11 protein-coding genes are annotated in these 15019 nt (G+C 69.7%); 4 read left to right on the forward strand and 7 right to left on the reverse strand.

Going from position 1 to position 15019, the window contains the following annotated elements; genetic code table 11:
• Positions 1 to 13: 13 nt before the first annotated feature.
• The 4 genes from ACT53U_RS08580 to ACT53U_RS08595 are packed head-to-tail and all read right to left on the reverse strand — an operon-like array spanning position 14 to position 5070.
• On the reverse strand, positions 14 to 586 hold the full coding sequence (locus ACT53U_RS08580; protein ID WP_476155036.1) for a sarcosine oxidase subunit gamma: 573 nt from the start codon (positions 584 to 586) through the stop codon (positions 14 to 16).
• A gap of 1 nt (position 587) precedes the next feature.
• A complete protein-coding gene (locus tag ACT53U_RS08585; RefSeq protein WP_476154155.1) occupies positions 588 to 3548 on the reverse strand; it encodes a sarcosine oxidase subunit alpha family protein in 2961 nt (986 codons plus the stop codon).
• Positions 3545 to 3817 carry a sarcosine oxidase subunit delta gene (locus ACT53U_RS08590; RefSeq protein ID WP_476154157.1) on the reverse strand — a complete coding sequence of 91 codons (273 nt, stop codon included), beginning with the start codon at positions 3815 to 3817 and terminating at the stop codon, positions 3545 to 3547. The genes ACT53U_RS08585 and ACT53U_RS08590 overlap by 4 nt, the downstream gene beginning before the upstream one ends.
• Positions 3817 to 5070, reverse strand: a complete 1254-nt coding sequence (locus tag ACT53U_RS08595; protein ID WP_476154158.1) for a sarcosine oxidase subunit beta family protein — start codon at positions 5068 to 5070, stop codon at positions 3817 to 3819. Before ACT53U_RS08595 ends, ACT53U_RS08590 begins: the two co-directional genes overlap by 1 nt.
• Positions 5071 to 5182: 112 nt before the next feature.
• Here ACT53U_RS08595 and ACT53U_RS08600 point away from each other — a divergent pair, with 112 nt between their 5' ends.
• From ACT53U_RS08600 to ACT53U_RS08615, 4 genes are all read left to right on the forward strand, one after another.
• Positions 5183 to 6160, forward strand: a complete 978-nt coding sequence (locus ACT53U_RS08600; protein WP_476154160.1) for a GlxA family transcriptional regulator — start codon at positions 5183 to 5185, stop codon at positions 6158 to 6160.
• Positions 6161 to 6468: 308 nt separating this feature from the next.
• Positions 6469 to 7374, forward strand: coding sequence for a class II glutamine amidotransferase (locus ACT53U_RS08605; protein ID WP_476154162.1), 906 nt, complete (start codon positions 6469 to 6471; stop codon positions 7372 to 7374).
• The gene (locus tag ACT53U_RS08610; RefSeq protein ID WP_476154163.1) at positions 7356 to 9314 is read left to right on the forward strand and encodes a glutamate synthase-related protein; all 1959 of its coding nucleotides are present in this window, start codon (positions 7356 to 7358) and stop codon (positions 9312 to 9314) included. Before ACT53U_RS08605 ends, ACT53U_RS08610 begins: the two co-directional genes overlap by 19 nt.
• A 2-nt stretch (positions 9315 to 9316) precedes the next feature.
• Positions 9317 to 11809, forward strand: a complete 2493-nt coding sequence (locus tag ACT53U_RS08615; protein WP_476154165.1) for an FAD-dependent oxidoreductase — start codon at positions 9317 to 9319, stop codon at positions 11807 to 11809.
• A gap of 190 nt (positions 11810 to 11999) precedes the next feature.
• Here the strand turns inward: ACT53U_RS08615 and ACT53U_RS08620 are convergent, their stop codons facing one another.
• From ACT53U_RS08620 to glnT, 3 genes are all read right to left on the reverse strand, one after another.
• Complete coding sequence (locus tag ACT53U_RS08620; RefSeq protein WP_476154167.1) at positions 12000 to 12623, reverse strand: helix-turn-helix domain-containing protein; 624 nt, start codon at positions 12621 to 12623, stop codon at positions 12000 to 12002.
• Positions 12624 to 12734: 111 nt separating this feature from the next.
• Positions 12735 to 13601 (reverse strand): formyltetrahydrofolate deformylase, encoded by an 867-nt coding sequence (purU, locus tag ACT53U_RS08625; RefSeq protein ID WP_476154169.1) that lies wholly within the window; start codon positions 13599 to 13601, stop codon positions 12735 to 12737.
• Positions 13602 to 13686: 85 nt separating this feature from the next.
• Complete coding sequence (gene glnT / locus ACT53U_RS08630; protein WP_476154171.1) at positions 13687 to 14988, reverse strand: type III glutamate--ammonia ligase; 1302 nt, start codon at positions 14986 to 14988, stop codon at positions 13687 to 13689.
• Between the last annotated feature and the right edge of the window lie 31 nt (positions 14989 to 15019).

The following is a 15019-nucleotide window of genomic DNA, read 5'->3' on the forward strand; positions in this document are numbered from 1 at the left end:
CTCCCACGAGCCTTCAGCCGCGCCGATCGAGACCGAACGGCGCGGCCATGTGCGCTGCCGTGCGCAGGAAGGCGGGCGCATACGATCGCCCGACCGCGAAGACGAAGGCGCCGTCCGCCTCCCGCCACAGCGTCGCGTTGACATGCGCGAGCGTCGTCGTCGCCGCCCTGCCGGTGGGGAAGACCGCCGCGTCGAGGTCGAGCGGCACCAGACGGGCGAGGAAATCCGGCAGCGCCGGCCCGCTCGCCCGCATCACCACCGTTCCCCCGCTCTGTTCGAAGACCGAAGCCGTCGCTCCGACCGCCGCCGCGAGGCGGGCGGCGAGGCCGTCCGTCGTCGACGTGACCAGCCAGCGCCCCGGCCCTATGCCGACGAAGGCGACGTCGCCGGCTTCGACCCGGGCGGGCGCATCGACGACTGCGGCGCCGAAGGCGGCCGAGAGCGCCGCCACGGCGGCGGCGGCATCGCGTCCGGCGACCAGCGTCGCGGCATGGCAGGCGATGGTCTCGAGGACGATCCCGGCCGTCCCCGGCTTCCCATGATGGCCGAGGGGGAGGGGCGTGCCGAGTGGCAGGTTTGCGAGCATGTCAGCCACGGAGACGGGCTCCTTCCGGATCGAGGAACACGGGCGCGCAGATTTCGACCTCGATGTCGGCGCCGCGCAGGCCGTCCCAGGCCCTGACGATCTCGCCGATGCGGGCGGTGCCGCCGGCGATGAAGCCGAGGCCGATCGCATGGCCGAGCGTCGGCGAGCGGGTGACGGAGGAGACGTGGCCGATGTCGTTCTCGGTCACCGCCGCCGCCCCCTTCTCGAGGATGTGGGCACCGGAGCGCAGGATCTGCGTCCGGTCGACCGGGCGGAAGCCGACGAAGCCGTGACGGCTCGCCTCCTGCAGCGCCGGCCGCCGTGCCAGGACGGCACCGACGTGGTCCTTCTTGGTCGAGACCATGCGGCCGAAGCCGAGATCGGCGGCGGTGGTGCGGCCGTCGAGTTCCGGGCCGGAGACGTGGCCCTTCTCGATCCGCATCACGGCGAGCGCCTCGAGCCCGTAGAAGGCGACGCCGAGATCTTCGCCGCGCGCCATCAACGCTCGCGCCAGTGCCTCACCGTCAGAGGCCGGCACCGCGATCTCGTAGCCGAGTTCGCCGGAGAAGGAGAGGCGGAAGACCCGCGCCGCCGTGCCGCCGAGGACGGATGTCTCGATCGCTCCCATGAAGGGCAACGCTTCGTTCGTCGCGCGCGACGGATCGTCGAGCACGCGGGCGAGGAGATCGCGGGCGCGGGGGCCGGCGACCGCGATCTGCGCCCACTGTTCGGAGACCGAGGCCATCCGCACGTCGAGATCGGGCCAGGTCACCTGCAGGCAGTGTTCGAGGTGTTCGTAGACCTTGCCGGCATTGGCGGTGGTGGTCGTCATGATCCAGCGATCGTCGGAGAGCCGGCTCGTCGTGCCGTCGTCCATGACGAACCCGTCCTCGCGCTGCATCACGCCGTAACGCGCCTTGCCGACGGCGAGCGTCGAGAAGGTGTTGACGTAGACGCGGTCGAGCAGGCGCCCGACGTCGGGGCCGGCGAGTTCGATCTTGCCGAAGGTCGAGACGTCGATGATGCCGACGGCGGAGCGCACGGTCGTCACCTCGCGCGTCACGCTCTCGAACCAGTCGGTCTCGCCCGCCCGCGGGAAGTAGGAGGCGCGCAGCCAAGCCCCGGTCTCGACGAAGACCGCGCCGAGCTCTTCCGCCAGCGCATGCGTCGGCGTGATGCGGGCCGGACGGAAGTCCTTGCCCCGGTGATGGCCGGCGAAGGCGCCGAGCGCCACCGGCGACCACGGCGGGCGGAAGATCGTGGTGCCGGTCTCGGCGATGGTGCGACCGCTCGCCTCTGCCAAGAGCGCGATCGCCGGCACGTTGGCGAGCTTGCCCTGATCGGTCGCCATGCCGAGTGTCGTATAGCGCTTCAGATGCTCGACCGAGCGGAAACCTTCCTTGACCGACAGCGCCACGTCCTTGGCGGCGACGTCGTTCTGGAAGTCGAGGAAGGCCATGCCCTTCGACCGCTTCACGAACCAGAAGGGCGTGATCGAGAAGGGCGCATCGGCGGCGTGCCGCACGTCGAGCGCGGGCACGGCGAAGCCGAGATCGCTCGCCGCCCGTGCGCCTTCCGCGGCGCCTTCGGCAAGGCAGGCCGAGAGCCCATAGGACCCCGCCGCCGCGCCGACCACGCCCATGCCCGGCGGGCACTTGCCCGGCACGAAGGCGGCGATGTCGTCGCGCCAGACGGGGCGGCCGCCGTGATGGCAGGTGAGGTGGACGTTGGGCGAGAAGCCGCTCGACATGGCGACGCCGTCGACCGCGAGCCGTTCGACCCTGCCGTCGGCGAAGACGTCGACCGCCTTCAGCACCTTGCCCCGGGTGGCGAAGATCTCGCCGCCGAGAATGGTGCGGAGCCCGCGGTCGCGTGCGCCGGCCGCCAGCTCGGCCGAGACCGCACCGCGCGTGTCGACGATCGCCGCGACGCCGGCGCCGGCATCAGTGGCGTCGAAGGCCGCCTGCCACAGCGCGTCGTGATTGCCGAAGAAGGCGGTGGCCCTGGCCGGCGCCACCGCGAAGCGGTTGACGTAGGCCTGGAAGGCGGTGGCGAGCATCACGCCGGGGCGGTCGTTGCCGCCGAAGACGATCGGCCGATCGAGCGCGCCGGCGGCGAGCACCGTGCGCTTCGCCGCGATCCGCCACAGGATCTGCCGCGGCTGGAACGGCGCCGGGGTGGCGAGATGGTCGCCGACGCGCTCGACGGCGGCGATGCAGTCGTCATAGACGCCGAAGACCGAAGTCCGCGGCATCAGCCGCACGTTGGGCATCGGCAGAAGCTCGGCGAGCGCCTTTTCGACGAAGGCGAGCGGATCGTCGTCGTCGATCGCGGTCTTCTCGCTGAGCAGCCGTCCGCCGAAGCGGAAATCCTCGTCGGCGAGGATGACGCGGGCACCCGAACGCCCCGCCGCCAGCGCCGCCGAAAGGCCGGCGGGACCCGAGCCGACCACCAGCACGTCGCAGAAGGCGTGGGCCTTGTCGTAGGTGTCGGGATCGCCGCCCTCCGCCGCCCGGCCGAGGCCGGCGGCCTCGCGGATCGCCGGTTCGTAGAGCTTCTCCCAGAAGGCCTTCGGCCACATGAAGGTCTTGTAGTAGAAGGCGGCGCCGAAGAAGGGCGACAGGAGCCCGTTGACCGCCATCAGATCGAAGGCGAGCGAGGGGAACCGGTTCTGGCTCCGTGCTTCCAGCCCGTCGAAGAGTTCGGTCGTCGTGGCGCGGCTGTTCGGCTCACGCCGCGCGCCGGAGCGCAGTTCGACCAGCGCGTTGGGCTCCTCCGTGCCGATGCCGACGATGCCGCGCGGGCGGTGGTACTTGAAGGACCGACCGACCAGCTTCACGTCGTTGGCGAGCAGCGCCGAGGCGAGCGTGTCGCCCTGAAAACCGGCATAAGGTTTGCCGTCGAAGTAAAAGAACAACGGGCGCGAGCGGTCGACGAGACCGGAGCTGGCGAGGCGGCTCATGCGACGTCCTCCCGGTCGGCGGCGAAGCGTGTGGCGGTGATCGCGTGGTTGGTCGTGTCGCGTTCGACCTCGATCCAGCGGCGGCAGCCGGCGGCGTGGTACCAGAGCTCGCGATGGACGCCCGCCGGGTTGTCGCGCAGGTGGACGTGCTCGTGGAACCGGTCGAGCGCGTCGGGCGCGGCCGGGTCGGGCCGGCGGCTCGTCGCATCGCCGCGATAGGCGAATTCCTGGGCGTCGCGGGCGCCGCAATAGGGACAGGTGATCAGCATCAGTGCAGATTCGGCTGGGCGCCGACTCCCTTCTCGTCGACGATCCGGCCGGAGCGGAAACGGTCGAGCCGCAGGGCGGCGACGAGCGGATGGATCTCGTCGCGGGCGATCATGTGGGCGAAGCACCAGCCCGACGCGGGCGTCGCCTTGAAGCCCCCGTAGTTCCAGCCGGCGTTGAGATAGAGGCCCGGCAGTGGCCCGATCTCGAAGATCGGCGAGCCGTCCATCGTCATGTCGCAGAGTCCGGCCCACTGGCGCAGCAGGCGCAGGCGGCCGAGCATCGGCATCACCGCCATGCCGCCCTCGAGCACGTCCTCGATCACCGGCAGGTTGCCGCGCTGGGCGTAGGAATTGTAGGCGTCGATGTCGCCGCCGAAGACGAGGCCGCCCTTGTCGGACTGCGAGATGTAGAAATGCCCCGCGCCGAAGGTGACGACGCCGGGGACGAGCGGCTTGATCGCCTCCGAGACGAAGGCCTGCAGCGCGAAGCTCTCGATCGGCAGGCGAAGGCCGAGCTTGCCGGCGAGCTTGGAGGTCGAACCCGCCACGGCGAGAGCCACCTTCTTCGCCCGGATCGTGCCGCGCGTGGTCTCGACGCCGGTCACGCCGCCGGAGGCATCGCGCAGGAAGCCGGTCACCTCGCAGTTCTGCAGGATGTCGACGCCGCGCGCGTCGGCGCCCCTCGCATAGCCCCAGACGACCGCGTCGTGTCGCGCGGTGCCGGCCCGCGCCTGAAGGAGGCCGCCCTTCACCGGGAAGCGCGAGTTGTCGAGATCGAGGAAGGGGGCGAGCGCCTTGACCTTGTCGCGGTCGATCAGCTCGGCGTCGGCGCCGGCGAGCTTCATCGCGTTGCCGCGCCGCGCATAGGCATCGCGCTGGGCGTCGGAGTGGATCAGATTGACGATGCCGCGCTGGCTCACCATCACGTTGTAGTTCAGCGCCTGCTCCAGGTTCTCCCAGAGCTTCATCGACCACTCGTAGAACGGCTCGTTGCCCGGCAGCAGATAGTTGGAGCGGACGATCGTCGTGTTGCGCCCGGCGTTGCCGGAGCCGATCCAGCCCTTCTCGACCACGGCGACGTCGCGGATGCCGTGGTTCTCGGCGAGGTAATGGGCGGTGGCCAGCCCATGGCCGCCGCCGCCGACGATCACCACGTCGTATTCGGGCTTGGGATCGGGATCGCGCCAGGCGGGTTCGGCGAAGCGGTTCTTCGTCAGCCCGTCGAGGATCACCTTGAAGAGAGAATAGCGCATGGTTTCCGTCTCGACGCGGCCGAACGCCGCCGAGGGAAAGGATGCGCTCGCGCCGCCCTCGACTTCATGTCCATTCACGACCATTATGGATCGAAATGCGACACGAAGACCCATGAGCGACGACACCGCCCCCCGCCACGTCGGCTTCCTGCTGCTGCCCGACTTCCCGCTGATGTCCTACGCCTCGGCGGTCGAGCCCTTGCGCGCCGCGAACGTCATCGCCGGCCGCACGCTCTACCGCTGGAGCCACTTCACCCTCGACGGCGCGCCCGCCCGCGCCTCGGTCGGCGTCGTGGTGCCGGCGGACGGCACGCTCGACGCGGCGGTCGGGCTCGACCAGCTCTTCGTCTGCGCCGGTGGCAATCCGGCCGCCTTCGACCACCGGCCGACCTTCGCGCGCCTGCGGGCCCTCGCGGCGGCCGGCGTCGCGGTCGGCGGCATGTCGGGTGGCGCCTATGTCCTGGCACGCGCCGGCCTGCTCGAACGGCGGCGCTGCACCATCCACTGGGAGCACATTCCGGCGCTGGTCGAGGAGTTCCCCGAGCTGATGCTCGAGCGCTCGCTCTATGTCTTCGACGGCGACCGCGCCACCTGCGCCGGCGGCCTCGCCGCCTTCGACATGATGGTCGACCTGATCGGCCGCCGCCACGGCGCGGCCTTGGCGCTCGCAGTCGGCGAATGGTACCTCGCCACCCGCACCCGCTCCGGCGAGGACGACCAGCGCATCGCGCTGCGCGAACGCAGCCGCGTCGCCAACCCGCGCGTCCTCAAGGTGCTGGCGCTGATGGAGGAACGGCTGGAAGAGCCGCTCGCCCGCGAGGCGCTGGCCGAGGCCGCCGGCGTCACCCTGCGCCAGCTCGAACGGCTCTTCGCCCGCCACATGGGGCGCTCGCTCGCCGACCACTATCGCGACCTCCGCCTCGACCGTGCCCGCAAGCTCCTGCGCCAGACCGGCCTGCCGGTGGTCGAGGTCGCCATGGCCTGCGGCTTCGCCACGTCGAGCCACTTCTCCCGCCTCTACCGCGCCCGCTTCGGTCTGCCGCCGCGCGCCGAGCGCGCCCGCGAGAGGGGCGGCGACGGGGCTGTCTGAGGGACTTCGCCGCGTTGAACGGAGAGCAGTCGGCGTTTCCTGACGGGAACGGATCGGCGGGCGATCGACCCTTGGGCAGGCGCCGGCGAGCCGACGCCGTCACGCTTGCGCGCCGGAATGGGACCCATGCAGGCGGTGCCGCCACCTCGAAAACGGCGGAAATCCGCACTCATTCACCCATCTGGCCGCCGGCCTCGTCTGGCAGTGGAAATTTAATGAAAGGAAATTTTCATTCCCCTTGTTGACGAGGGGCCACCCCCCTGCCTAGAGTCCTCGGACATTCACCGCGGACAGGGGAGACGCGCCCGATGTGCGGCATCGCCGGGATCTTCTTCAAGACGCAGGGCTCCAATCAGGTCCTGGGCAAGGCGCTGGTCGACATGCTCGACGGCTGCCAGCATCGCGGGCCGGATTCGACCGGCTTCGCCCTCTACGAGGACGACATCGCCGGCCTGCGCCTGCGCTTCATCGTCGACGGCGACGATCCGGACGCCCAGGTCGCCCGGGTCAAGGCGGCGCTCGCCGACAAGGGCGCGACGATCGCCAAGGAGAGCCGCGAGGGCGCGACCTATGTCGTCGACGTGGCCTACGACGGCGAGATCCGCCCCTTCGCCTACGCGATGGAACATGCCGCCAAGCTGGTCTCGATCGGCACGGCGCTCGACATCGTCAAGGACGTCGGCACCTCCCACGATCTCGACGCCACCTATCGCATCGGCGAGATCCGCGGCTCCCACGGCATCGGCCATGTCCGGCTCGCGACCGAATCCGAGGTGAAGCCCGAGGCGGCGCACCCGTTCTGGGCGACCGGCTTCGCCGACGTGGCGATCGTCCACAACGGCCAGATCACCAACTATTGGAAGATGCGCCGCCGCCTCGAGGCGCGCGGCTTCGAGTTCCGCACCGACAACGACAGCGAGCTGATCGCCGTCTATGTCGCCGACAAGCTGGCCAAGGGCGTGAAGCTCGAGGCGGCGCTCGAGGAATCGGTCGACGATCTCGACGGCACTTTCTCCTTCCTCGTCTCGACCCGCGACGGCATCGGCTTCGCAAAGGACCGCCTCGCCGCCAAGCCGATGGTCATGTACGAGGACGACACCCTGGTCGCCATCGCGTCCGAAGAAGTGTCGCTCAACCGGCTCTTCCCGGGCCGCCCCCTTTCCACCACCGAGCCTGCGCCGGGGACGTTCCGCACGTGGTCACGATCGATCTGAGCCGGCTTTCCGTCCGCGAAGGCAACACGGCGTTGCGCGCCGCCGCCGAGCGCGGCGAGGACATCGAGGTGGTGAACCCCGATGCCCGTCACCACATCGGCGTCGGCCTCGTCGCCCCCGTCACCGTCAAGGTGCGCGGCTCGGCCGGCTATTTCTGCGCCGGCCTCTCCCACGGCGCCCGCTTCGAGATCGACTCGAACGTCGGCTGGGGCGTCGGCGACAGCCTCTACGCGGGCACTGTGGTGGTCGGCGGCAATGCCGGCGCCATCGCCGGCGTCGGCCTGCGCGGCGGCACGGTGATCGTCAAGGGTAACCTCGGCTCGCGCGCCGGTCAGGTGATGAAGGCGGGCACGTTGCTGTGCTGCGGCTCGGCCGGGTTCCTCGCCGGCTACATGATGTACGGCGGCCGCATCGTCATCCTCGGCAATTCCGGCGAACGGGTCGGCGAGGACATGTCGGCCGGCGAGATCTTCGTCGGCGGCGAGGTTCAGAGCCTCGGCTCCGACGCCAAGCTGGTCGAGCCGACGGCGGAGGACATCGCTTCCGTCCAGGCCTTCCTCGCCGAGCAGGGCATAGCCTTCTCGGGCACCTTCAAGAAGATCGTCAACGCCGGCACGAAGCTGCGCTACGGCGTCAACGAACCGGTCTCCCGGCCGCTGCCGCACACGGTCTTCTCCGAAGGCGGCACTTGGTGGAACGCCAAGGTCGCCGAGGACATCCGCGCCAAGAGCCTGATCGGCCGTTATCGCATCCGCGGCTACGGCGCCTCCAAGCCCGTGCCGCATTTCGGCGACATCGCGCTGAAGATCGATCCCGCCCGCCTCGCCGCGGTCAAGGACGCGCTGGCGACGGTGAAGCTCGCCACCACGCTCGGCGACCGCCACGGGGCGAAGCCGCTCTCGCTCTCCATGCCGGTGCTGGTCGCGCCGATGAGCTACGGCGCCCTGTCGAAGTCGACCAAGATCGCGCTGGCGCGGGCCTCGAAGCTCGCCGGCATCGTCGAGAACACCGGCGAGGGCGGCATGCTCGACGAGCAGCGCGCCGAGGCCGGCCAGCTGATCTACCAGTGCCTCTCCGGCCGTCTCGGCTGGAACATCCACGACATGAAGCGGGCAGATGCGCTGGAGATCTACATCTCCCAGGGCGCCAAGCCCGGCCTCGGCGGCCAGCTGATGGCCAAGAAGGTGACGAAGGAACTGGCGCGCGTCCGCGGCATTCCCGAGGGCATCGACCTGCGCTCGCCCTCACGCCACCCCGACATCATGGGTGCCGACGACCTCGTCATCAAGGTCGAGGAATTCCGCGAGGCGACCGCCTACCAGAAGCCGATCTCGATCAAGATGGGCGCCGGCCGCGTCCGCGACGACATCAAGATCGCCTACAAGGACGGCTTCGACTTCGTCCAGCTCGACGGCCTGCAGGGCTCGACCGGCGCCGCCTCGACCGAGGTGCTGGAGAACGTCGGCATCCCGACGCTCGCCGCCATCCAGGAGGCGCTCGACGGTCTCAAGGAAATCGACGCCGGCCCCGACATGCCGATCGTCCTGATGGGCGGCATCAAGGACGGCGTCGACGCGGTCAAGGCGCTGGCGCTCGGCGCCTCCGCCGTCGCCATGGGCACGGCGGCGATCATCGCCGGTGGCTGCATCTCCTGCATGCAGTGCCACGTCGGCAACTGCGTCGTCGGCATCGCCACCCAGGATCCCGAGCACGAGGCCCGCTACAAGATCGACCTCCAGGCCGCCGCCATCGGTCGCTTCTTCGAGGTGGTGCGCTGGCAGATCGCCACGCTGACCAAGGCCCTCGGCCACGACGACTACCGGGCGCTCTCGCGCGACGACCTCGTCGCCCTGACGCCGGAAGCCGCCGCCGTCACCGGCCTTCCCTACGATCCGACCTGGGTTCCCGAGGTCGAACAGCTCCTGACCGAGGTGGCGTGATCATGGCCGCTTGCAAGCCCTTCTCGCTCGATCTCGCCGCCGATCAGTCCGATCTGCCGCACTACGAGCCGCCGCCCTGTCAGGTCGCCTGCCCGATCGGCACAGACGTCGCCTCCTATGTCGGCCTGATCTGGGAGGGCAACAAGGACGCCGCGCTCGAGGCGATCACCGCCACCAACCCGCTCTCGGCGATCTGCGGTCGCGTCTGCGACGCGCCCTGCGAACCCGCCTGCCGCCGCGCCGCCTCCGACGGCCCGGTCGCCATCCGCGCGCTGAAGCGCTGGGTGCTCGACGCCCTCGGCCCGACCTTCGAGCTGCCGCCCGTGCCCGTCACCGAGACGAAGCGCGTGGCGATCATCGGCGCCGGCCCCGCCGGCCTGACGGCGGCGCAGGACATCGCGCTCGCCGGCTACGCCGTCGATCTCTACGAGGCCCAGTCGAAGCCCGGCGGCATGGCGCTCTGGGGCATCCCCGACTTTCGCCTGCCCTCCGCGGTGGTCGAAGAGGACGTCGCCCGCATCCTGAAGCGCTGCCCCGGCATCACGCTGCATCTCGAAACCCCGCTCGGCCGTGACGGCGTCCGCCTCGCCGATCTCGCGAAGAGCCACGACGCCGTGCTGCTGGCGATCGGCGCCTCGGCCGGCAAGAACCTCGGCGTGCCCGGCGACGATCTCTCCCGCGTCATGGACGGCGTGAGCTTCCTCAACCGCGTCAACGGCGGTGAACGGCCGATCCTGCCGGCCCATGTCGTGGTGGTCGGCGGCGGCGACGTCGCCATGGACGCCTGCCGCACCGCCCGTCGCCTGCCCGGCGTCGATAAGGTGACGGTGGTCTACCGCCGCGGTCCCGACGAGATCCCGGCCCGGAAATACGAGCTCGAGGCGGCGATCGCCGAAGGAATCGAGATCGTCTACAACGTCGCCCCGACCGCCGTCGTCGAGGCCGCGAGCGGCCTCGTCATGAAGGCGGTGAAGACCGCGCTCGGCGCCCCCGGCGCCGACGGCCGCAGGGCCTTCTCGACCATCGCCGGCTCCGACTTCGACATCCCCTGCGGTCTCGTCATCGCGGCGGTCGGTCAGAAGTCGGTCAGCCTCGAGCTCGCCGAGCACGGCCTGATGGACGGCGACAAGATCGCCACCCGCGCCTCCGACATGGGCACGCGGATGGATCGCGTCTTCGCCGCCGGCGACGCCGCCTTCGGCTCGTCGACCATCGTCCAGGCGATGTTCCAGGGCCACAAGGCGGCCTATTACGTGCTGGCGGCGCTTCGTGGCGAGGCCCGGCCGGTGCCCTATCGCACGCCCTATCGCACCCGTTCGGTGGCGGTGGCGCAGGACCCGGCCTGGGAGAAGCTCCCCCATGTCGAGCCGGCCTTCCTCGGCATCGGCAAGGCGCCCTTCGCCGACGCGGAGGCGAACTACGACGACCTGACGGCGAAGCAGCAGGCCGCCCGCTGCTACCGCTGCGACACCGAGACGGGGTCCGTCGACTATTCGGTCAAGGCCCGCGAGGCGATCTTCGCCATGGCCCGGCCGGATGCGACGCCGATCGACCTGATGCGCATCACCCGCGAGCGCCTCGCCGCGCGCCCGCACGGGGCCGTGCCGGGCCCCGCGAGTTTCGACGAGCTGGTCTTTTTGCCGGCTAATTTGACGCGCCTCGTGATCGACCCCTATCGCGAGGACTGCAAGGCCAAGACCGATCTCGGCGCCGGCCTCGAGCTCGCCCAGCCGATGCTGCTGGCCGGTTTCGAACGCGCACCGGCGGCGATCCGGACCGCTGCCGCCTCCGCCGTCGAGGCGGCGGGCGGTGCCCATATCGGCCGCGCCGCCCTCGGTGCCGGCGTGCCGTGGATCGCGGTGGTCGAACCCGGCGAGACGGCCGATCCGTCGGCACAGGCGGCGCTCGCCCGTCTGACGGCGACGAGCCCGCTCGTGCTGCCGAAGGTCGAACCCGGCCGGCTCCGCGGCTTCGTCATGACGCCGGAAGTGCCGACGTCGGCACTCGCCGAGATCGTCGCCCTCGGTGTCGATCTTCTCGTGCTCGACGGCTCCGGCCATCTCGGCGAGAGCTGGGGCGACCTCTCCGGTGCCCCCGATCCGACGCTGCTGCCGCGCGTCGTCGCCGAACTGCGGCGGCTGGGCGCCGAGGAGCGCTTCCCGCTCATCTGGTTCGGCGGTCTTCGTTCCGGCACCGACCTCGCCAAGACGCTGGCGCTCGGCGCCAATGCCGGCGCCATCGAGATCGCCGCCGCGCTCGCCATGGGTGCGGGGCTCGGCGTCGACGGCCCGGACTTCGACGGGATCGACCCGGCGGACGCCGAGACGTCGCTCGCCCGCTTCCTCGAGGCGGCGGTGTCGGAGGCCAAGATGATGGCCCGCTGCACCGGCAAGACCAACGTCCACAACCTCGAGCCCGAGGATCTGCGGACGATCTCGCTGCGCGCCCAGTCCGCCTTCGGCATCGTCATGGCGGGGCGGAAGAAGATCGCCTGAGGGTTGGCTCTCCAGCCTCTCGCGGAGGCCCTTCATACTGAGGTGCCCGGCCAACGGCCGGGCCTCGAAGTGCGAAGGGCCGAGTGGCACGGCCCGTCGACGGTTTCGTGCTTCGAGGCCCGACCTGCGGTCGGGCACCTCAGCATGAAGCCGAACGAGGGGAACGATTCGAGAGGGCGGACGAGCCCGCTCACACCTCGCCGTTGCGGTTGTAGACGATCACCGACAGCAGGCGGATCGGCAGTTTGCGCAGCTCTTCCGGCCCGTGGGGGGCGTCGGCGTCGAAGAACAGGCTGTCGCCGGGGTGCATGTCGTAGAGCTTGTCGCCGTGGCGATAGCCGACCTCGCCCTCGACGATGTAGATGAACTCCTGCCCCGCGTGCTGGAAGATCGGGAAGACGTCGGCGGTCTCCGTCAGCGTCACCATGTAGGGCTCGACCACCAGCGACTTGCCGATCGAATGGCCGAGCAGGTGATACTGGTGGCCGGCACGGGTGCCGCGCCGCTCGATCGCCAGACCCTCGCCCGCCTTGACGTAGGTGGCGTCGCGCTGTTCCTCGAACTTGCGGAAGAAGGCGGTGACCGGCACGTTGAGCGCGCCCGACAGCGCCTGCAGCGTGGCGAGAGACGGCGAGGTCTGGCCGTTCTCGATCTTCGACAGCATGCCGGCGGAAAGCCCCGCCTGGCGCGCCAGATCCGCGACCGTCGTGCCGAGCTTCTGGCGATATTCGTGAACCTGGCGGCCGATCGCCACCTCGAGCCGGTTCTCCCGGGCTCCGGTGGTGGCGTGGGGGTTCTGCTGGTCGGCCTTCATGGCGACGTCTGGCTCCGCGATCCGTGTCTTCTCGCGCGACGTTACGAGGGAACGGCCGTCCGGATCAACGTGCCGATGGAAATGCTCCCCCGAAGCCCGCGAATGGGCGCCTCAGCGGCGGAAGACGACGGTCTTCGAACCGTTCGGCACGACGCGATGCTCGACATGGGCCTGGACGGCGCGGGCGAGCACGACGTTCTCGATGTCGCGACCCATGGCGACGAAGTCTTCCGCCGTCAGTGTGTGATCGACCCGCTCGACGCCCTGCTCGATGATCGGGCCCTCGTCGAGATCGGTCGTCACGTAGTGCGCCGTCGCGCCGATGATCTTCACGCCGCGCCGGTGCGCCTGATGATAGGGCTTGGCACCCTTGAAGCTCGGCAGGAACGAGTGGTGGATGTTGATCGTCCGCCAAGCGAGCGCCGCGCACAGGTCCTGCGACAGCACCTGCATGTAGCGGGCGAGCACGACCAGATCGATCCCCAGCCGATCGACCATCTCCAGGATCTTCCCCTCCTGCTCGGCCTTGGTCTCCTTCGTCACCGGCAGGTGGTGGTAGGGGATGCCGTGCCATTCGACCACGCGCTGCAGGTCGGGATGGTTGGAGACGACCGCCGGAATGTCGATGGCGAGCCCGCCGGTGCGATAGCGGTAGAGCAGATCGTTGAGGCAGTGATCGAACTTCGAGACGAGGATCAGCACCCGCGGCTTGACGCTCGTGTCGTGCATCCGCCAGTCCATGCCGAAGCGGCCGGCGATCTCGGCGAAGGCCGCCTCGAGCGCCGCCTTGGTCGGCCCACCCGGCGCCACCTCGAAGACCGTGCGCATGAAGAAGCGGTCGGTCTCGGTGTCGCCGTAGTGCGAGGACTCGGTGATGAAGAGACCGAGCCCGGAAAGGAAGCCGGCGACGGCGGCGACGATGCCGACGGTGTCGGCGCAGGAGATCGTCAGGACGTAGGTCTTCTTGGTCTCGGACATGGCATGGACCGTCGATCGGCGAAGCGCCGCCGGTCCCGCCGTCGGGCGACGGCGGGTCGGGGCGTGCGGGGGAGGAGGGGAGGCGTCAGACGTCGAGCGTGTGCAGGCGTTCCCAGGCCGAGGCATGGGACATGAACTGGTTCCAGCTCTCCATCTTCAGTTTGACGTAGCTGTCGACCACGGCGTCGCCGAAGCCGGCGCGCGCCACCTTGGAGGCCGAGAACAGCCGCAGCGCGTCGAGCAGGTTGAGCGGTAGGCGCTTGACGTTCTTCACCTTGTGGCCGTCGGTGTACATGTTGATGTCCAGCCGCTTGCCCGGATCGCGCTTGCCGGCGATGCCGTCGAGGCCGGCCATCAGGATGGCGGCGGGGGCGAGATAGGGGTTGGTCGCGCCGTCCATCAGGCGGAACTCGAAGCGCCCCGCCTCCGGGATGCGCACCATGTGGGTACGGTTGTTGCCGGTGTAGGTGATGGTGTTGGGCGACCACGTCGCGCCCGAGGCGGTGATCGCGGCGTTGATCCGCTTGAACGAGTTCACCGTCGGATTGAAGATCGCGCAGAGGTCGGCGGCCGAATGCAGCACGCCGCCGAGGAATTCGTAGGAGAGCGCGCTCATCCCCAGTTCGCCGGCCGGATCGTCGAACAGGTTGACGCCGTCGCGCCAGACCGAGACGTGCATGTGGCAGCCGCTGCCGGTCAGGTCGTTGAACGGCTTGGGCATGAAGGTGGCGCGGTAGCCCGCCTCTTCCGCCAACGCCTTGGTCATGTATTTGAAGAAGACGTGGCGATCGGCCGAGAGGAGGACGTCGTCGTATTCCCAGTTCATCTCGAACTGGCCGTTCGCGTCCTCGTGGTCGTTCTGGTAGGGCTTCCAGCCCATCTCCAGCATCGAATCACAGATCTTCGAAATCAGATCGTATTGGCGCATCAGCGCCATCTGGTCGTAGCAGGGCTTGGGATATTCGTCGGCACCGTCCGCCAGCGCCTTGCCGTCGCGGGTCAGCAGGAAGAACTCGCACTCGACGCCGGTCTTCATCTGCAGACCCAGCGCCTTCGCCTTGGCGATCTGCGCCTTCAGCACGTTGCGCGGCGCGTCCGCGACCGGTTCGCCGGCGCAGTAGAGATCGGCGGCGAGCCAGCCCACTTCCTTCTTCCACGGCAGCTGGATCAGGCTCGCGGGGTCGGGCCGGGCCAGTGTGTCGGGATGGGCGGGGGTGTGGTCGATGTGGGTGGCGAAGCCGGCGAACCCGGCGCCGTTCTTCTGCATGCCCGAGATTGCCGCGGCCGGAACCAGCTTGGCCCGCAGGTGCCCGAAGAGGTCGACGAAGGAGATCAGGAAATACTTGATGCCACGCTCGGCGGCGACGTCGGCGAGATCGACGGACATGTTCGAACCCCTGCTGCCCGGCACCCCTGTG

The sequence above is a fragment of the Pinisolibacter sp. DMC19 genome, assembly GCF_056313985.1.